18 protein-coding genes are annotated in these 20,294 nt (G+C 29.7%); 12 read left to right on the forward strand and 6 right to left on the reverse strand.

Translation table 11 applies throughout. The features are described 5' to 3' along the window. Nucleotides 1-4 precede the first annotated feature (4 nt). The 3 genes from LNQ49_RS18850 to LNQ49_RS18860 form a co-directional block, all read right to left on the reverse strand. Nucleotides 5-2,227 (reverse strand): RelA/SpoT family protein, encoded by a 2,223-nt coding sequence (locus LNQ49_RS18850; protein ID WP_229990553.1) that lies wholly within the window; start codon nucleotides 2,225-2,227, stop codon nucleotides 5-7. Between the two features lie 219 nt (nucleotides 2,228-2,446). Next, a complete protein-coding gene (locus tag LNQ49_RS18855; protein WP_229990554.1) occupies nucleotides 2,447-3,988 on the reverse strand; it encodes a serine hydrolase in 1,542 nt (513 codons plus the stop codon). Between the two features lie 51 nt (nucleotides 3,989-4,039). Beyond that, the gene (locus tag LNQ49_RS18860) at nucleotides 4,040-4,837 is read right to left on the reverse strand and encodes a TrmH family RNA methyltransferase (RefSeq protein ID WP_229990555.1); all 798 of its coding nucleotides are present in this window, start codon (nucleotides 4,835-4,837) and stop codon (nucleotides 4,040-4,042) included. Between the two features lie 178 nt (nucleotides 4,838-5,015). Here LNQ49_RS18860 and LNQ49_RS18865 point away from each other — a divergent pair, with 178 nt between their 5' ends. The 12 genes from LNQ49_RS18865 (at nucleotide 5,016) to LNQ49_RS18920 (ending at nucleotide 17,755) form a co-directional block, all read left to right on the forward strand. After that, a complete protein-coding gene (locus tag LNQ49_RS18865) occupies nucleotides 5,016-5,621 on the forward strand; it encodes a trimeric intracellular cation channel family protein (RefSeq protein WP_229990556.1) in 606 nt (201 codons plus the stop codon). Nucleotides 5,622-5,641: 20 nt separating this feature from the next. Further along, nucleotides 5,642-6,619, forward strand: a complete 978-nt coding sequence (locus LNQ49_RS18870) for a GNAT family N-acetyltransferase (protein ID WP_229990557.1) — start codon at nucleotides 5,642-5,644, stop codon at nucleotides 6,617-6,619. After that, nucleotides 6,616-7,731, forward strand: coding sequence for a DegT/DnrJ/EryC1/StrS family aminotransferase (locus LNQ49_RS18875; RefSeq protein ID WP_229990558.1), 1,116 nt, complete (start codon nucleotides 6,616-6,618; stop codon nucleotides 7,729-7,731). The genes LNQ49_RS18870 and LNQ49_RS18875 overlap by 4 nt, the downstream gene beginning before the upstream one ends. Nucleotides 7,732-7,733: 2 nt before the next feature. Continuing rightward, nucleotides 7,734-9,014, forward strand: coding sequence for an O-antigen translocase (locus LNQ49_RS18880; RefSeq protein WP_229990559.1), 1,281 nt, complete (start codon nucleotides 7,734-7,736; stop codon nucleotides 9,012-9,014). Between the two features lie 80 nt (nucleotides 9,015-9,094). Continuing rightward, nucleotides 9,095-10,315 carry a hypothetical protein gene (locus LNQ49_RS18885; protein ID WP_229990560.1) on the forward strand — a complete coding sequence of 407 codons (1,221 nt, stop codon included), beginning with the start codon at nucleotides 9,095-9,097 and terminating at the stop codon, nucleotides 10,313-10,315. 622 nt (nucleotides 10,316-10,937) lie between these two features. Then, the gene (locus tag LNQ49_RS18890) at nucleotides 10,938-12,005 is read left to right on the forward strand and encodes a hypothetical protein (protein WP_229990561.1); all 1,068 of its coding nucleotides are present in this window, start codon (nucleotides 10,938-10,940) and stop codon (nucleotides 12,003-12,005) included. Between the two features lie 43 nt (nucleotides 12,006-12,048). Next, complete coding sequence (locus LNQ49_RS18895) at nucleotides 12,049-12,234, forward strand: hypothetical protein (protein WP_229990562.1); 186 nt, start codon at nucleotides 12,049-12,051, stop codon at nucleotides 12,232-12,234. Then, nucleotides 12,235-13,608 carry a class I SAM-dependent methyltransferase gene (locus LNQ49_RS18900; RefSeq protein ID WP_229990563.1) on the forward strand — a complete coding sequence of 458 codons (1,374 nt, stop codon included), beginning with the start codon at nucleotides 12,235-12,237 and terminating at the stop codon, nucleotides 13,606-13,608. A 10-nt stretch (nucleotides 13,609-13,618) separates the two neighbouring features. Then, nucleotides 13,619-15,091 (forward strand): hypothetical protein, encoded by a 1,473-nt coding sequence (locus LNQ49_RS18905; protein ID WP_229990564.1) that lies wholly within the window; start codon nucleotides 13,619-13,621, stop codon nucleotides 15,089-15,091. Between the two features lie 206 nt (nucleotides 15,092-15,297). Beyond that, complete coding sequence (locus LNQ49_RS18910) at nucleotides 15,298-16,383, forward strand: glycosyltransferase family protein (RefSeq protein ID WP_229990565.1); 1,086 nt, start codon at nucleotides 15,298-15,300, stop codon at nucleotides 16,381-16,383. Between the two features lie 186 nt (nucleotides 16,384-16,569). Beyond that, nucleotides 16,570-17,355, forward strand: coding sequence for a glycosyltransferase family A protein (locus LNQ49_RS18915; RefSeq protein ID WP_229990566.1), 786 nt, complete (start codon nucleotides 16,570-16,572; stop codon nucleotides 17,353-17,355). Further along, complete coding sequence (locus LNQ49_RS18920) at nucleotides 17,342-17,755, forward strand: sugar 3,4-ketoisomerase (protein WP_229990567.1); 414 nt, start codon at nucleotides 17,342-17,344, stop codon at nucleotides 17,753-17,755. The genes LNQ49_RS18915 and LNQ49_RS18920 overlap by 14 nt, the downstream gene beginning before the upstream one ends. Here LNQ49_RS18920 and LNQ49_RS18925 read toward each other — a convergent pair. The 3 genes from LNQ49_RS18925 to LNQ49_RS18935 are packed head-to-tail and all read right to left on the reverse strand — an operon-like array spanning nucleotide 17,742 to nucleotide 20,223. Beyond that, entirely contained in the window at nucleotides 17,742-18,677 is a 936-nt protein-coding gene (locus LNQ49_RS18925; RefSeq protein ID WP_229990568.1) for a glycosyltransferase family 2 protein, read from the reverse strand. The genes LNQ49_RS18920 and LNQ49_RS18925 overlap by 14 nt on opposite strands. Nucleotides 18,678-18,682: 5 nt before the next feature. Then, nucleotides 18,683-19,540, reverse strand: coding sequence for a glycosyltransferase family 2 protein (locus tag LNQ49_RS18930; RefSeq protein ID WP_229990569.1), 858 nt, complete (start codon nucleotides 19,538-19,540; stop codon nucleotides 18,683-18,685). Further along, nucleotides 19,540-20,223: a cell division ATP-binding protein FtsE gene (locus LNQ49_RS18935; RefSeq protein ID WP_229990570.1), complete on the reverse strand. Its 684-nt coding sequence runs from the start codon at nucleotides 20,221-20,223 to the stop codon at nucleotides 19,540-19,542. The genes LNQ49_RS18930 and LNQ49_RS18935 overlap by 1 nt, the downstream gene beginning before the upstream one ends. Between the last annotated feature and the right edge of the window lie 71 nt (nucleotides 20,224-20,294).

The following is a 20,294-nucleotide window of genomic DNA, read 5'->3' on the forward strand; positions in this document are numbered from 1 at the left end:
GGACTTACGTTCTATATTCTCTAGTTACTTTCTCAACACCATCAATTTTTTTGATGTTGTTAATCATTTTCTTAAGTATGGAGTTGTTTCGTACAATTACTGCAATCTGACCATGAAAAATGCCAGCATCGGTACTCAATGAGATACTCTGGATGTTTACATTCATGTTGTTAGAAATTACCTTGGTCAACTGGTTAGTGAGTCCTAAAACGTCCATTCCTGTAATATTGATAATAGCTTTGAATTCCTCTTGCGAAGAGTCAATCCATTTGGCAGTCATAATTCGGTAGGCATAGTTGGATTGCATGCCAATAGCATTAGGGCAATCTTTTTTATGAACTTTTATACCTTCGTTTATTGTTACAAATCCAAAAACATCATCACCAGGAATTGGGTTACAACATGGAGATAATTTGTAATCAAGTTTATCGTGTTCGGTTCCAAAAACCAACATATCATAATTACTGCTAATTACAGGTTTATGGATGTCAGTATCAGCTGTAGAAGTGTTGTTGCGTTTTATTTTGTTTTTGAAGAAATTAATAAACGAGTTGCTTTTTTGAGCTGCATAGTCTTTTAATTGCTGATTTTCGATTGCGCCAACTCCCACTCTGTAAAATAAATCCAAACTCGTTTTGAGTTTAAAGAAATTAACCAACTCGTTTATAACTTGTTCGTTAATAGTTATTTTTAAGTGTTTTAGTTTACGAGTAAGTAATTCTTTTCCTTCTTCAGCAATCTTTTTGGTATTTTCGTTTAAAACGTTTTTAATTTTGGTTTTTGCTCGGGATGTGGTTACGTAATCCAACCAGTTTATAGTTGGTTTTTGGTTTTGAGAAGTAATGACTTCGACCTGATCCCCACTTTTTAATTCGTAGTTAAGCGGTACTAATCGTCCGTTTACACGTGTTCCACGAGTTTTTATTCCAATTTCAGAGTGAATGCTAAAAGCAAAATCCAATGAAGTTGCTCCTTTCGGAAGTGATTTAATCTCTCCTTTTGGAGTAAATACAAAGATTTCTTTTGAATATAAATTCATTTTAAAATCTTCGACAAAATCTACAGCATTGGTTTCTGAGTTTTCTAAGGCTTCACGAAGTAAGTTTAACCAAACATCAAGACCACTTTCTTCAGTAGCTCCATTTTTATATTTATAATGCGCAGCATATCCTTTCTCTGCAATCTCGTCCATACGCTCACTACGAACTTGTACTTCAATCCAGCGACCTTTTGGTCCCATAACTGTTATGTGCAAGGCTTCGTACCCGGTAGATTTTGGTGACGAAATCCAGTCACGCAAGCGGCTAGGGCTTGGTCTGTAATGATCCGTTACAATAGAATATATTTTCCAAGCTAGAAATTTTTCGTCATGAGGATTGGATTTATATACTATTCGAATAGCAAACTTATCATAAACTTCATCGAAGCTTACGTTTTGAGCACGCATTTTTCTTCGGATTGAATAAATAGATTTCGGACGCCCCTTTATCATGTACTCAATTCCTTCTTCATCCAAAGATTTTTTTAGTACATCCGAAATATCTTTAATATAGGCATCTTGCTCTTCTTTAGTTTCTCGAATCTTACTAACAATATCATTATAAACTTCTGGTTCAGTATATTTTAATCCTAAATCTTCAAGTTTTGTTTTAATGTTGTACAAACCTAATCGGTGAGCAAGAGGAGCATAAATGTATAACGTTTCTGATGCAATTTTGGTTTGTTTGTATTCAGCCATAGAATCCATGGTTTGCATATTGTGCAAACGGTCGGCTAATTTTATCAAAATTACACGTACATCATCATTTAAGGTAAGAATCATTTTACGGAAATTTTCCGCTTGCATTGATGCATTTAGATCCTTTTGAACCATCGAAATTTTAGTTAACCCTTCTACAAGTTGTGCTACTTTAGGATTGAATAAACGCTCAATGTCCTGTACAGTCATAGGGGTGTCTTCAACAACATCATGCAATAAGGCAGCAGCAATCGAGGTGGCTCCCAATCCAATTTCGGAAGCTACGATTTTTGCAACAGCAATAGGGTGGAAGATGTAAGCTTCGCCTGATTTTCGTCGTTGTTCTTTATGAGCATCTACAGCAACATCAAAAGCTTTTCGAATTAGTTTTTTGTCTGTTGGACTTAAAGTTTGATAACTAATTCGAAGTAATTCTTTGTATTCCTGTGCGATTGCTTTATTCTCTTTTTCAATATCTATCTCTGTCATAAGTAAGCATGGTTCAATTCCCTAAAAATAAGAATAAGTTAGAACATACGCAAGGTTTTCGATTGCTGATTTTAGATTTTAGGCCATGATTTTTGTGTAGAAAAAGTCTTAGTTTTTAGTTTCAGTTTTCAATATGAATTTGAAACAAAAAAAATCTCAGTTCCAGTTTTTAATTTAAAATTGAAAACTGGGACTGAGACAGATAACTGAAACTGGAAACTACTTTTTCGTAAAATCTAAGTCTTGAAAATCGTAACTAAAATCAGTTAATTCAGATATTGGTTCCATCTTTAATGTTACCACTTTTCCATTTGAATCATATTTAAAGAACAAATGGGCATCGGCATGAAAATAGGCATTATCCCATTTTACTACATAATTTCCATCTTTATAAAAGAATATTTCTCCAACTAATTGAGGAGAGCGTTTTGACGCAAAATATATTTTCCCTTTTTTCTCTGTAATTGTAATTTCTCCAAACCAATTGTCTTTGTAAGTTCCAGTGATTTTGGTGAAGTCAGTTTTTATTTTGTCTTTTTTGTTTTTTGCAACAACAGCCCAAACTTCATCAGTTACTTTATCTGCAGTTTCTACATTGGCTTTCAGACGATTGCTGTATAGTGCAACATAATCTTCAGATTTAATGCCTAAGTAGCTGTCTTTTATAGTATTGGTGATAGCAGTAAATGCAGCGCCAGATTGTTGATTTGTTAAGACTATAATTCCTAATTGTATTTCTGGGATTAAAGTAACTTGAGTAACAATTCCTTCTAAGCCACCTGTATGGCTAACTTGTTTGTAGCCTTTCACATCACTCAGAAACCAGCCTAAACCATATCCACTAAAGTGAGTATTATATGGTGCTCTAGGTTTTACTGGGATTATAGTTTGTAATTGCCACATTTCGTCATGTTCTTTCTCTGAAAAGAATTGTTTATTTTCGGGACCATATTTTCCGTTATTCATTTGCATAATAGCCCATTTACTCAGGTCATTTACGCTTGAATAAATTCCAGCAGCAGCATCAAAAAGTTGATTTTGATATCTCTTAATTACTTTTAATTTTTCGTCTATAGGAACGTGAGGGACGATAATATTTGTAGAGTCTTTTAAACGTAAAAATGATGCGGCACTATGATTCATTTCTAATGGACTCATAATGCGTTCTTCGATAAAATCACCCCAACTTTTTCCACTAGCAACATGAACAACTTCGCCAGCAACTATATACAATAAATTGTCATAGTCGTATTTGGTTCTGAAACCTGAAACTGGCTTTAAATATTGTAAGTTTTGGGTAATATCTTGTACAGTAAAATCACTTCCATCAGGCCAGATCATTAAATCTCCTGCACCAAGACCTAATCCGCTGCGGTGAGTTAATAGATCACGAATTGTAAATTCTTGTGTTACATATTCATTATACATTTTAAAATTAGGAAGATATTTTATCACTTTGTCATCCCATTTTATTTTGCCCTCATCAACAAGCATTGCCAGTGCAGCACTTGTAAAAGCTTTACTATTTGAAGCAATTCCGAATAGTGTATTTGCATCTACCTTTTCTTTTGTTAAGATAGATTTTACGCCGTAACCTTGAGCTTGAATAATTTTTCCGTCTTTGATAATAGCAACTGCAATTCCAGGGACATTAAATGTTTTTAAAGTGTTTTCTACTAATGCATCAACTTCTTTATTGGTGATTTGTGCTGCGACCGAAAAACTTAAAAATAGTGCTAAAAGTGATAATTTATAATTCATATGTAAATGATATTAGTTATTTAAAATTATAGCGGTTTTATGATTCACAACTTACAATTTATTAAAACCTCGTTGTCTTTTTGCTTCAAAAATTAATATAGCAGCTGCAACTGAAACATTCATACTATCTATTTCGCCTTCCATTGGTATGATTATGTTTTGAGTCGCTGCATCTCTCCATTCTTGAGTTAGTCCAGTAGCTTCCGTACCTACAACTAAGGCAGTTGGAGTAGTAAAGTCCTGAGTATGGTAAGAAGTTGAGTTTTGAAGTGTAGCACAGTAAAAATTAATTTTATTTTCCTTTAAAAAAGCAATAATTTCGGCAGTAGTTCCTGTTGCAATTTGGTTGGTAAATAAACAGCCTACGCTTGAGCGAACAATATTTGGATTGTACAAATCACTTTTAGGATTGGCAATGATTACTGCATTTAAATTGGCTGCATCAGCAGTACGCAATAGTGCTCCAATATTTCCTGGTTTTTCAGGAGCCTCAGCAACAAGAATTAATGGATTATCAGATAATTTTAAATCAGATAGTTGCAATGATTTGGTTTTGGCGATAGCCAAAACACCCTCTGTAGTATCGCGGTAAGCTAATTTTTGGTAAACTTCTTTGTTGATTTCTATTAAATTAACTTGTTTGCCTGTTAATTTATTAATCTCGTTTTCAGAAATTAATTCGGGTAAAAATAATACAGTTTCTATTTCGTAATCACCTTTTATAGCCAATGAAATTTCACGTTTTCCTTCAATTAAAAACGTTCCAGTTTGTTTCCGTGCTTTTGCTTTTTCTTGCAATAACACTAATGACTTTATAAATGGGTTTTGTATCGAAGTAATTTGTTTCAAGGGAAAAGGTGCTGAGTTTGTAAGTGGCTAAGGTAATAAGATTTTTTAAATTTTAAATTCAATACTATTTTTTATGAATTCGCTAAATTTATTAATTGTAGTTAGCATCTGTTTATAAAGAGTATTTCTTTATTTTTGTCAGAATTCAGAATTTTATTTTCATTTTAAAAACATTTAAATGTTTAACTTATTAGACATCATTGGGACAATGGCATTTGCTATGTCGGGAGCATTAACAGCTATGAATAAAAGATTAGATCCGTTTGGAGTTTTTATAATTGCTTTTGTTACAGCTGTGGGTGGGGGAACGGTTCGCGATGTTTTAATTGGTAGAACACCAGTGGGTTGGATGCTAGATTTGAAGTATGTTTACGTTATAATTTTGGGGTTTATCTTAGCAGTTATATTTAGAAAAAAGTTTGATAAATTAAGAACATCCTTGTTCTTGTTTGATACAATTGGGTTAGGGGTTTTTACATTAATAGGACTAGAAAGAGGAATACTTGCTGGTTTGCATCCTCTAATTTGTATAGCACTGGGTACTATGACAGCTTGCTTTGGAGGCGTTACTCGTGATATTTTGTGTAATGAAATTCCTGTGATTTTTAGAAGAGAAATTTATGCTACGATTTGTATTCTAGGAGGGATTGTCTTTTTTGTATTAAAAAAATGGAACTTAAATGATGATATTTTGTATTTAGTAACTTGTATTGTTATTATCTTAGTTCGATTAATGGCTGTAAGATATAAATGGTATCTACCAGCATTAGAACATAAACGATAAATGAAATCGAATACTAAATTGTGAAAAACTACACTGTAAGGGTATATCAGGAAACGGATTATAAAAAATGGAATGACTTTATTGGTCAAGCCAAAAACGCTACTTTCTTGTTTCATCGTGATTTTATGGAATATCATAAAGACCGATTTGAAGATTTTTCTTTATTAGTTTATGAAAATGAAAAATTAGTTTCAGTTTTACCTGCAAATAGAGCTGATAATGTGGTGTATTCACATCAGGGGCTTACTTATGGAGGTTTGGTTTATAATGAAAAGACAAAACTTGTTTCGGTTATTGAAATTTTTAAAAGTATTTTATTTTTTTTAAATGAGAATACTGTTGTAGAATTGCATTTGAAGACACTTCCAACAATTTATCATTTGAAACCTGCCGAAGAAATTCAATATGCTTTGTTTTTAGCTGAAGCAAAATTGGTTCGACGAGATTCGCTGTCAGTTTTGGATTTATCTCAAGAAAATAAAATATCAAAAATTAGAAAAAGAGGGATTCAAAAAGCTATTTTTAATGATTTAATTATCAAAGAAGAAAATGATTTTGATAGATTTTGGAATGAAATATTGATACCAAATTTAGATAAAAAACACAAAGCAAAACCAGTTCATACTTTAGAAGAGATAGATTATCTAAACAAATTTTTCCCTAAGAACATTAGGCAGTTTAATGTGTATTTGAATGATGAAATAGTAGCTGGAACAACAGTTTTTGAAAGCACAAATGTTGCACACTGTCAATATATTTCAAAAAACGAAAATCAGGATAATTTAGGAAGCTTAGATTTTTTATTTGAGTTTTTGATAAAAGAAATATTTGCTAAAAAACACTTTTTTGATTTTGGAATATCCAATGAGAGTCAAGGGAAAAAATTGAATGAAGGATTATCATATTGGAAAGAAAGTTTTGGAGCTAGTACAATCGCTCATGATTTTTATGAAGTAGAAACTTCTAATTATAATTTATTAAATAACGTTTTGATATGATTCCTTTTTTAGATCTGAAAAAAATAAATGAACCTTACGAAACTGCTTTTCAGGAAAAACTGAAATTAGTTTTAAGTAGCGGTTGGTATATTTTAGGTAAGGAATTAGAAACGTTCGAAAAAGCTTTTGCTGAATATTGTAAAGTAAATTATTGCATTGGAGTAGGTAATGGTCTTGATGCTTTAACTTTAATTTTTAAAGGATATATTGCATTAGGGAGACTACATAAAGGTGATGAAGTTATCGTCCCTGCAAATACGTACATTGCAAGTATTCTGGCTATTCTTCAGGCAGATTTAGTTCCAGTTTTGGTTGAACCGAGATTAGAAACCTACAATATTAATCCAGATTTAATCGAGGGAAAAATAACGTTAAAGACGAAAGCTATTTTAGCAGTTCACTTATATGGACAATTAGCTGAAATGGATGCTATAAATGAGATAGCAAGTCGAAATAATCTTTTGGTTGTTGAAGACGCTGCACAATCGCATGGTGCTTTTTTTGCAGAAAATAGTAAGTCTAAAATTGAGAATGATAATGTACAAGCATACAGTTTCTACCCAGGGAAAAATTTAGGTGCTTTGGGAGATGGCGGTGCAATTACTACAAACGATTTGGAGTTGGCTAAGATTTTATTTTCACTTCGGAATTATGGGTCAGAGACAAAATACTATAATGATTATGTTGGCGTAAACTCAAGATTAGATGAATTGCAGGCAGGATTCCTTAATGTGAAATTACCAAATTTAGATGCAGAAAACGAACAGAGAAGAGCAATTGCAAATAGATATTTGGCAGAAATAAAAAATGAAAAAATAATACTACCAGCTGCTTTATTACAAGGAACGAAGCAATCTAATCATGTGTTTCATCTGTTTGTTGTCCGAACTAAAAGCAGAAATTATTTACAAACTTATTTGTTAGAGAACGGCATTCAAACGATGATTCATTATCCTGTTTCTCCTCACAAACAAAAAGCATTGTCACAATGGAATAATTTATCTTTTCCTATTACAGAAAAAATACATGACGAGGTTTTGAGTTTACCAATAAGTCCTGTATTAACAAATGACGAAGTGAGTTTTGTAATTGAAATTATTAATAAATACTAAGTTTGAACTTTATTAAAAAATATACTCAAACAAATCTGTTTAAAATAACTTCTTTAAATAGCTTGAGTGTACTGTTGAAAATAGGTGTTGGATTGATTACATCAAAACTACTAGCTGTTTTTGTTGGTCCAAGCGGAATGGCTTTAGTTGGGAATCTTCGTAATTTTTTGACTTCCTTGGAAAGTATTTCCACTCTTGGGTTTCAAAGTGGAATTGTTAAATATGTTGCAGAAAGTAATGAAAAGAAGAATGAACTTCAGAAAATTATAGCATCAGTTTTTATTACCTTATTGCTTGTAGTATTGATCCTGAGTGGAGTCTTGTTTTTTATGGCTTCGTATTGGAACAATAAAATTTTCGGTGATAGTTTTGAATATTCTTTAGTTTTTAAAGTATTGGCTTTGGCATTGCCTTGGTATGCAATTTCAATTGTTCTACTAGCCATAATTAATGGTTTAGGCAAATTCAAAAAAGTTATTTGGGTAAATATTACGGGGAATGCTATTGGATTGATAGTCTCTGTTTTTATGATTTTACAGTTTAAAACACTTGGAGCTTTATTAGCGATTGTAATTACACCAGCATTGTTGTTTTTTGTAACTTTTTATTTTATTAATAAAGAGATAGTATTTTTTGATGCTATCCGATTTCAGTTATTTGATTTTAAAATTATAAAAAACTTATCTTCTTATTCTTTGATGGCTTTAGTTTCATCTGTTTTAGGGCCTTTTGTTTTATTAGCAATACGGAGCAATGTGATAGAGAGATTAGGGATAGAACAAGCAGGTTATTGGGAAACAATGACTCGTATTTCATCTTATTATATGATGTTTGTTTCAACAATCTTAAGTGTTTATTTTTTACCAAAATTAGTAATTGCGAAGACTAATCAAGAAACGAAGTTAATATTCTGGAGTTATTATAAAACAATCTTGCCAGCTTTTATTATTGGGGTTACAGCAATTTATTTTCTACGTTTTTTTATCATTAAACTGCTTTTTACATCGGATTTTATTCCTGTTACAAATTTGTTTTATTGGCAATTAGTTGGTGATATTTTTAAAGTTTGTTCTCTTATTTTGGGATTTCAGTTTTTTGCAAAAAAAATGACCATTGCTTTTATAATTTCGGAGTTATTATCACTTGCTGTTCTGTATTTTTCAAGTGTATATTTTATTGCTATTTATGGAATTGAAGGAATTGTAATGGCACAAGCTTTTGATAATATTCTTTATTTATTGATGCTTTGTATTTATTTTAGAAGGTGTTTTTTGGTTAAATAAAACTTAAAAAACATTTGGATTTCAGTTATTTTATTTGGTATGTTTGGAAGAATTAATCTACAAGCTAAATTACATTAAAAATGAAATTAACCTTTACTCTTTTATTTTTTGGAATATTTATACTAAGTTCTAGTACTTTAAATGCACAAATTAGTACCTCGATAGGCGGTGCTGGAAGTATTTTGCCAAACTCACTAACTTCTAATACTAATGTGGGAATCGGGACTACTAATCCAACAGCCACATTAGAGGTTAATGGAGTGGTTAAGGCTTCAAGTATTTCGTTGTCATCCGATTTATCAGATGGGCAAGTATTTATTTCTACTAGTGAAAGAAATAAAAAGTCATTGATTTTTGATGGAGGTAGAATTATTGGTGGTACATCGCAACCATATAGGATGTTTAAGTTTTTTGATTTTCCACAGTCAAACTTAGATCCTAAATCATATTTTTATTTTGGTTTAGATGATAGAAATGATTTTGGAAGATATAGATTTATTGCTGAAACAGGTGGTACTACACAAATGATAATGCTCAATAAGAGACAAGAAGAGTTAATGAAAATTTACGAAGATGGTAATGATAGTGTATATATGCAGTTTGGAAAAGCTAACAGTCGAGTTGTCATTGGAGGATATTCAAATCATCCGAATAGTTTAGGTCATAAATTATTTGTTCAGGATGGCAGTGCAAAAATCGAAGGTAATATTTTAACAGATTCAAATGTTGGTATAGGAACTTCATCACCAAATTCTCAATTAGTAATTCTAAAAAACAATGATGCTATTAGCTTAAATGCAGGAATAGTTAGTGGTCTTGGATTTAATAGAAATGTATTAGATGGAGCGATTTTTAATACATTGAAATCTGCTTGGCAGTTTAGTGCAAGGGATGAAATGTTCACTTTAGAGGGATACAATGGTGCTAATCATGATCTTTTCACTGTTTTAAAAAATGGTAATATAGGGATAGGTACAACCAATCCAGCCTCCAAACTAACAGTTGCAGGTGATATTAATGCCAGAGAAGTAAGAGTCACTGTAAACGCTGGCGCAGATTTTGTTTTCGAGCATGATTACAATTTACCATCTTTAACTTCTTTGGATAATTTTATTAAAGAAAACAAACATTTACCTGAAATAGCATCTGCTGAAGAAATGCAGAAAAATGGCATAAATTTATCTGAATTGAATATTAAGTTCTTACAGAAAATTGAAGAACTAACACTTTATTTAATCCAACAAAATAAAGATATGGAAGAGTTAAAAGCTCAAATGAAAATGATATTAAAAAATAAATAAAACTGCATGACTGATCCAAGTACTGATACATATACCGCTCTTATTAATGCCTTTGGTTAGTTAAAAATAGAAACAACACGTAATGGAATCATCTTATGCAATGGTCCTTCAGGAAAAACAGTAGAGAAAAATAGAGACAGAGTAAGACCGCTTATGCTTATAATAATTTAAGCCAAATTACAAGCTGTACTTTTACAAATATATTTGGGAGTAATACTATTGCCAATACTTATGAATATGATAATTATAAAAGAGTGTACCGAACTATTGAGATACTCCTTATGCAACTTTATTTGATGACTCAACATGTATTATGGGAAATCGATGCTTTAATGTAAGACGGAAATTAACTAGTGCTTCTTTAGGGAAACGGTAGAGTATAAGAAATGCTTATAATCAGTATGATGTAGTAATCGTTTAGTTTGTTAACCTCTTTAAGGATAGAGTTAATAAGGAGTTATAATAGCACAAGCTTTTGATAATATTTTTTATTTATTGATGCTTTGTATTTATTTTAGAAGGTATTTTGTTTAGTTAAATAAAACTTAAAAATTATTTCGATTTCTATTGTTTTATTTAGTAGGTTTGAAAGAATTAATCTACAAGTTAAACTATATTAAAAATGAAATCAATCTTTACTTTTTTATTTTTTTGGATATTTATATTAAGTTATAATGCTGTAAACGCACAAATTAGCACAGGTTCAGGTGGAGCTGGAAGTGTTTTGCCAAACTCATCAACTTCTAATACTAATGTAGGGATTGGAACTACTAATCCTACTACTACATTAGAGGTTAATGGAGATATTAAAGTAAAAAACGCCAATTTTTCAGGATTAGGTCTTCCTAATGGTCAAACTTTTATTGACACGAATGATCGAAACCAAAAAAGTAAAGTTTTTCAAGCAGGTAGTTTTGTTAATTCTAATAATAGTAGAATGATGAACTTTTTTGATTTTCCAGCTTCAAATATTAACGCAAAATCTAGGTTTTGGTTTTCCATCGATGATAGGGGAGATAATCAAAGATTTAGATCTTATGCTGAGACAGCTGGTTTTGGTGGTTTTGAGATAAATGATAGTAAACAACGAAATGTATTTAGAGTTTTAGAAGATACAACACCAGATGGCTGTAACTTTAGTCATGCTTCCCTTCCACAGGCTAACACAAAATTGATAATTGGCGCAAGTTATGAAAGCTTAACATCTGATGAAAATAAAAAATATAAATTAATAATTAAGGCAAGTTCATGTGGCTCAACATTTTTAGATGGTTCTGGTAGTGCATTTGTAGAAGGGAATATAATATCTATGAATAATATTGGAATCGGAACTACAAATTTTACTGATGGATCAGATACCTACAGACTATCTGTAAAAGGAAAGATAAGAGCTGAGGAAATAAAAGTATATTCTACTTGGGCAGATTATGTTTTTGATAAAGAGTATAAATTACCTAACTTGAAAGAAGTTGAAAACTATATAGTAGAAAATGGACATTTACCAAACGTACCATCTGCTAAAGAAATTACAGAGAAAGGTTTAGAACTTGGAGAAATGGCAAAAATTCAACAAGAAAAGATTGAAGAATTAACCTTGTATTTAATTAAGCAAAATAAAGAAATAGAACAGCAAAATAAAGATATTCAGGAGCTAAAAGATCAGGTGAAGGTTTTATTAGGGAAAAAATAACTGTCATTATTTAAATTTTGTTATTTTTGAAAAAACTATATAAATGACTTTATTATATTTTGATCCAGGTACAGGAGCTTTAATTGTTCAGTTTTTGGCTGCAGCAGTTGCAGCAGTTTTAATGTTTTACAGAACTGTTTTACATAAAGTAAAGCGTGTTTTTGGTATTGAAACTAAAAGGGAAGAAGATTTTATGGATGAAGCAGATAGCAAGGAGGATCAAAATTAGATGGGATCAAATAGAATTTCTTCATCTTTTAGGGACCCATCAGGTTATATTTTTATAGCTGGAGACAAAATAAAAAGAGCAATAAATCCAATTTATTTTGAGCAATACAAAGCTTTAACTGATAGCAGGTTTTATGCTCTTCTTTTTAAAAAGAAATTCCTAATTCCTCATAAAATCGAAATTTTATCTGCTGATCAAATAATTATTGAATCAGAAAAAATATCTTTTATAAGTTATCCTTATGAATGGAACTTTCTACAATACAAACATGCTGCTTTATTGACGTTAAAGATCCAGAAGTTATGTTTGGAGCATAATTTTACATTGAAGGATGCTTCAGCTTTCAATATTACTTTTCATGAAGGGAAACCTATTTTTATAGATACTTTATCATTTGATTTCTATAAGGAAAATAGTCCTTGGCTAGCTTACAAACAATTTATAATGCACTTCTTAGGGCCATTGGTTTTATCTAAATATTATGGACAAGACCAGTTAAAAATGCTGTCTCAATATTTAGAAGGTATTTCGTTACAAAAATTGTCTAAGTTATTACCAGCTAAAAGCTATTTAAGTCCAACATTGTTGAGTAATATTCACTTGTTGGCAAAATATGATTCAAAATTCGAATCAGATAAAAAAAAAGTAGTTAGCAATTTACCCAAAGCTTCTCAAATTAAATTGTTAGACGGTCTTTATGACTATATAGAAAATTTAACTATAAATGAAAATACTGAGTGGGATCATTATTATAACCAAACAAATTATAATGGAGCATCCTATGATTTTAAAAAGACTTATACAAAAGATTGGTTTCTATCTATAAAAGGGAAATCATTAATTGACATAGGAGGTAATGATGGAACATTTTCCAGAGTTTTGAAAGATATGGCAACCTTTATTATTGTTGCTGATGTTGATTCTAATGCAGTGGAACAAAATTACCGACAAGTATTAAAAAATAAAGAAAAAAACATTCTTCCTCTTGTTACAGATGTCTTAAATCCTACTGCTAATTATGGATTTAATAACCAAGAACGACTTTCATTTATTGATAGAATTAAAGAATTAAAGTTTGATGGCTGTTTAGCTCTTGCAGTGATTCATCATATAACATTGTCAGGGAATATTCCATTTGAATTTTCAGCACAGTTTTTTTCAAAAATGGCTTCAAATTTATTAATTGAATTTCCTACAAGATCGGATTCTTGGGTACAGTTTTTACTTGATAGTAAAAGAGATTTTAAAGATCATTTTGATTTTTATAACGAAGAAAATTTTGAGAAAGAGTATAGTGTATATTTTGAAATACTAAAGAAAGAAAGGATTATATCTTCCGAAAGAATTCTATATAGTATGAAGCGCCTTCAATAACTTACAACAAATGAAATTTAATTTTAAAGAAAAAGTAAATGATTTTTTGAATGATTCAAAAGATTATCCAATCCTGGTTGGTTTTTTTTCTGGATTTTATCCTTTAGTTTATTATTATTCAAATAATTATGAATCAATAAATTCATATCAGCATCTTCTATATTTCATTTTTTTATTTTTAGTTTTACCCTGTGCTGGGGTTTATACTCTGTATAAAATATTTCGTCATTTTAAAAAATTGAACGGTTATAAGAGGCATTTATTATTTGTATTAGCAATAGAGATTACTGCGGTGTTTCTATCTCAGGTTTATTATTTGACTATAAAGAAAAAAATATTATTATTATTGCTAATACTTGTAGTTTATCTCTCTTCAAAATTTTATAATTACTACAAAAATATAGTGATTTTTCTAATCTTATTGTCGGTAATCCCATTTTATAAAACGTTACATATTTTCATTTACAAACAATTCAATGATACTTTAAGTTGGACAAAACAGGATGATGATATTGAAAAAGTTAAGTTTGTGAAATTTCCCAATATCTATTTTTTAGAACCAGATGGTTACGTTGGTAAGCAAGTGATGGAAGATCACCCTTATAAATATAACAACAGCATGTATGATTGGTTAGAAAGTAATTCATTTATAGTTTATAAAGATACAAGAAGTAATTACCCAGCAAGTTTAGCTTCAAATGCTTCGATGTTTGCAATGAAACATCATCACTTAAATAGTATATTATCTTCACCATTTGAGATGCAGGATTCGAGAAGTATTATTGTCGGAAATAATCCTGTAATAAAGATTCTAAAGAATAATAATTATAAAACTTTTTTTATAGTTGAAGATGGTTATTTCCAGCAAAGTTTTCCAAAAGGCAATTATGATTATTTTAATATAATGAATTCAGAAATTCCCTTTTTTAGTAATGATAACAATGCAAAAAGAGATGTTTATGAAGATTTAAAAAAATGCTTAGAAGCTAATAATAATAATAATAATAATAATAATGATAAACCAAAGTTTTATTTTGTAGAGAAATTACTTCCACATCATATTATCTATGATGGCTCGGGTATAAAAAATGGGCGTAAAGTTTATTTGGAAAAAATTGAAATTGCAAACGATTGGCTAATAAAAACTATAGAGTTGATAACTAAAAAAGACCCTCAAGGAATTATTATTATTGGAGCAGATCATGGTGGATGGGTTGGTATTGAAAATATAAATGAAATGTTTACAACAAGGAATCCAAAATTACTTCAATCAATTTTCGGTAATTTAATAGCTATAAAATGGAATGATGATAAGCATCATAATTATGATGAAAATTTAAAGTCAAATGTAAATATTTTTCGAGTTTTATTTTCTTATTTGAGCGAAGATAGAGCCTTGTTGCAACATTTAGAAAAAGATTCAAGTTATAATCTTTATCAAGACGGTGTATTTTCAAAAACGGGGGTGAAAGTTATTGATTGATAGTTTTTGTTTTAAAATAAATGAAATATCTTTTTTAAAGATGGAATTGGTTTAATTAAAGAGATGACTTTAAAAAAAAGAAACAAATAGTTATGAATAAGACGACTAATTTTTTAACCTAAAGATTATTTCGAATACTCCAAATATTTTTAAGATATATTTATTTTTGATTTTTTGAACTCATTACATTAAACAACTTTAATTGTATGAAAATTCTTTTATTAGGTGAGTACAGTGCTCTACATTCTACATTAGCAGAAGGGTTAAGGATATTAGGACATGATGTTACCGTAGCTTCTGATGGATGTAAATGGATGAAAAATGATAGAGATATTAATTTGTTCCGCCATGGATATGATTTTTATAACTCGATTAAATACCTAAGAAGAATACATAATACTTTTAAAAAATTTAGAGGTTATGATATTGTACAGATTAATAACCCTTCATTTTTAGATTTAAAGATTGAGAGAAATCTTCATTTTTATAGATTTTTATTGAAAAATAATGCGAAAGTTTTTTTAGGGGCATTTGGGACTGATTATTTTTGGGAGAAACTATGTATAGAAAATAAAACACTTAAATATTCCGATTTATTTATTGGGAAAAAACCTCTTGATATTTATAATTGTGAGTGGATAGGAAATCAATTTCAAGATGCAAATGTTGAAGTCGCAGAAACATGTAATGGCATAATTTCTTGTTTGTATGAGTATTATAAAGCATATGAACCTTATTATAAAAATAAATTAGGATATATTCCCTTACCTATTAATACTAATTTACTTCAGTATAAGCAAAAAGTAATTCAAGAGGATAAAATCAAATTTTTTATTGGTATTCAAAAACTTAAATCAAAACTGAAAGGCACTGATTTATTTCTTGAAGAAATAATGAAAATTAAGGAGGCTTATCCCAAAGAAGTTCTGATAAATAAAGTCACTTCTCTACCTTGGATGGAATATGTGAAAATAATGTCAGAATCAGATGTTATATTAGATCAACTCTATTCTTATACTCCTGGAATGAATGGTTTGATTGGTATGGCGCAAGGTTTGGTTTTGGTAGGTGGAGGAGAACCAGAAATGTATGAGTTGTTGAAGGAAAATAATAATTATCCAATTGTTAATGTATTTCCTTCGAAAGAAGATATTTATACTAAATTAGAAACACTAATACAAAATAGAAAGGATATTCCGGAAATTTCAAGCAATAGTAGAAAATTTGTAGAACTACATCATAATTATGTTCAAGTAGCTCAACAATATGTTGATTTTTGGAATAGTAAATAGTAACAATTAATCAAAAAATGATTTGAAATACAGAATTATCCTTTTCATAATAAGTAACATTATGCTTGTTTTTCTTAATATATTGTCTTTGATTTTTATTTCAAAAAAAGTATATATTTGTGAGTATATAAATTAAAAATGGTAAAGACTTTTCTTGAAAATGATATCGAGATTTTAATTTCTACAATGAATCAAGATTCATTAGATTTTTTAGTTCCAATGTTTCCGTTTTTACATTTTTCTAATTTTTCAATTTTAATAATTAATCAGACTCAAAATGAGAAAATTTTAACTTCTAATTATTCTAAGGTAAGAGTTATAAACTCGTTTGAAAAAGGTTTGGTAAAAAGTAGAAATTTGGCTCTTGATAATGCTGTTGGAAAAATTCTTGTCATTGCTGACGATGACATTGTTTATCAGGAAGGATTTTTAGCTAAAATAATAAATTCGTATCATAAATTCCCTGAAGCGGCAGTAGTGATTTTTTCAGTGATAAATTCAAATGGAGATTTAATTAAGAAATATCCTTCTGGTTCTAAAGTTAACTTAGGTATCTTAGATGTACTTAATGTGAGCTCAATAGAAATGACATTAAATAAAACGATTATTGATGCATCTAAAATTCGATTTGATGAAAAATTTGGTTTAGGTGGAGCTTTCGAAATGGGTGAAGAAGCAGTTTTTTTATCTGATTTAAAAGAAAATGGTCAATTGCTTATTTTTGACTCACAAATAATTGTAAAACATGAAAGTCAAACTTCTTCAGAAAAGATAAATATAACTAATAAATATTATATTCAAGGTGCAGTATTTTCAAGAATATTTAAAAAGAAATATATTTTTTGGATTTTTATCAAATTGTTTTTTGATCTAAAACAGAATAAAATACAATTTAAAAAAATTAAAACCGCTTTTAAAAGTGCAAAAGAGGGACATGAAAAATTTGAAATAACAAGACATGAAAATAAATAATAAGGGGATACAAATTATTTCAATTCCTAAAATAGAGGAGAGAAGAGGCAACCTTTCAGTAATAGAAAATGATACTGTTCCCTTTGATATTAAAAGGGTTTATTATTTATATGATGTACCAAGTGGAGCTGAACGTGGAGGGCACGCACATAAAAATCTAAAACAATTTTTGATTGCATTAAGTGGTAGTTTTGACGTAGTTTTAAAAGATGGAAAAGAGTCAATGACCGTAACTTTGAATAAGCCATTTGAAGGTTTGTTAATTAATCCTGGGATTTGGAGGGAACTACAAAATTTTTCTTCAGGTTCTGTTTGTTTAGTTGTAGCTTCGGAAGTTTATATTGAAGCCGATTATATAAGAGATTTTGAGGAATTTGTAAATTATTCTATTCGTAAATAGAAAAGTACAGACCAGTTTTTTTTAGATAATTTTTTACTTTAAAAAGGATGCGTAAAGAAGAAGAAGGGAGGTTTAATAAAAATCGAATCTTTAAATTAATATTTTTTGCATCAATATTTTTTAGATAAAAGTTTTTTTTGTCTGTATATCCAAATATATAATAACGTAACCCGTATTCAATTCTATATAAATCTAAGAATTTTTTCAGTGATGAGTTTTGACTCTCAGCAGTTTTGAACGGTTCAAAATCCATTAATTTCATTGTATTAATGCTCTTCTTTGATAAGCTGTTGGGAGTATTGTAGTTATAAACGGCTGTAATCCTATTACTTATTGCTACAGAGTAATGAATACCGATTTTAGTCCACAATTCTAAATCTTCACCATTTGTAACTCCAGGGGTAAAACTGCCAAATTTCAATAGAATTTCTTTTGGAATTGCTAAGCTTGAAGTCCATGTTGTTCGAAATGGAGAATTCGAATAGAAATAATCTTCAATAATTCCTGAAAATGAATTTTCGATTCCATTGTGATGAGGAATTACAAATTGTTTAGATATTGTTTTGATTTTATAGCGAGAACAATAAATACCACAATTTGGGAAATTATTATATAATTTAAATAAAGTTTCTAAGTGATTAGGAAACCAATAGTCGTCTGCATCAAGAAAAGTAATTAGTTTTCCTTTAGATTTTTCGATTCCTGAATTTCTAGCAACAGAAACACCTTGATTTTTTTGATTGTAAAGCTGTATACGACTGTCATTAAATTCCAGAACTCTTGTTACGCTATTGTCTGTAGATCCATCGTTTATGATGATAATTTCATAATCTGTAAAAGTCTGATCAAGAACACTTTTTATAGTGTTTTCAATATAATCAGCTTTATTGTATAATGGAATAATTACAGAAAAAAATGCCATATAACTTATTTTTTTAAATTACAATAATAGCCTAATTTATAAAGGTCAAATAAAAATAAAGAAGGTTTTTGAGAAAGTAAATTTAATTCCATTTTTGCTTGATTTTTTCTGAATAGAAAGGCTGAAAAAGGAGTTATTCTGAGTTTTTTTATAAAATCAAAAGATTTAAGTATTTTACTTTCTTCAGAAGTTATTTTCTTTGAATTATAAAGTAATATCAGGTTTTCTAAGGCTGTTTTGGTTTTGTTTAGAAATATGATTGAAGTTTCTAAATTTAAATGATATGTGGGGTTTTCAATGCATAAAATTTCAAAATGATTTGATTTTAAAACGGAGAAAAAGCACAAATCTTCATAGCCATATTTTGTAATAACTTCATCAAAAGGATATTGAATAAAAATGTTTCTTTTTATTAATAAATTTGAGGTTAGAATTGATTTGGTTTCTCTTTTCTGTCCATAAATCCATCGTAAATACTGCTCCTCTTGAGGTTTTTTATTCTCATAAAGAATCCCTCCAAAAGCGATGTTTTCTTCTGTATTTGTAATGATATCTAAATATCGTTTTATAAAATTATTTTGAGCAGGAAATGTGTCACAGTCTAAAATAAGAAGCCAATTGTGTTTTGCTTTTCGAGCTAATGAATTAATATTTCCTCCTCTACCAATATTTTTATCTAAAGAAATAAAAAAACAATTTTCGAGTAAATTTATTTTTTCATTGTCTTTATTCAATATAGAATTAGATCCATCATCTTGGCAAATTATCTCGAACTCTATTTTAGATTCTAAACATTGTTTATGTAGTGCTTCAACTAGAGAAGAAACATTATAATTATAAACAGGAATTAGAATCGAAAGCATTACACTGTTCTCTGAACTACTTCAAAAATTCTAGCATCTTCACATTTTAATGTTTTCGAAGGGAATTTCATTAATAATGCATAATCATGCGTTGCCATGATAATAGTTTTTCCAAGTGCGTTGATGTTTCTCAAAACCTCAAGAACTTCAGAACTTGTTTGTGGATCTAAGTTTCCTGTAGGTTCATCAGCAAGGATAAACTCAGGATCATTAAGTAAAGCTCTTGCAATTGCAACACGTTGTTGTTCCCCCCCAGAAAGCTGATGTGGCATTTTTTGAGTAAACTCTTTCATACCAACTTTATCTAGAACTTCATCTATTTTGCGTTCCATTCCTTCTTTGTCTGTCCATCCAGTAGCTTTTAGAACAAAAAGCATATTGTCATTTACAGTTCTATCTGGAAGTAATTTGAAGTCTTGAAATACGATTCCAATCTTACGTCTCAAATAAGGAATATCATTTTCTTTTAGGGTAGCCAAATCAAAGTCAACAATGTGACCTTCTCCTTCTGTTAATGGTAAGTCACCATATAAAGTTTTCATGAAACTACTTTTTCCTGAACCTGTTTTTCCGATGATATAAAGAAATTCACCATGCTTTACTTCTAAATTTACATGAGATAAAATTTTTCTTCCTTCTTGATAAATAGTTACATCTTTAAGAGACAGTACGGTTTGTGACATGATAAAATTGATTTGAATGGTAAAAGTAATAAGTTAACGGCTGTATTCAAAATAAATTTTCCTCATTTAGG

This window comes from Flavobacterium pisciphilum (assembly GCF_020905345.1).
In the GTDB taxonomy this organism is placed as follows: domain Bacteria; phylum Bacteroidota; class Bacteroidia; order Flavobacteriales; family Flavobacteriaceae; genus Flavobacterium; species Flavobacterium pisciphilum.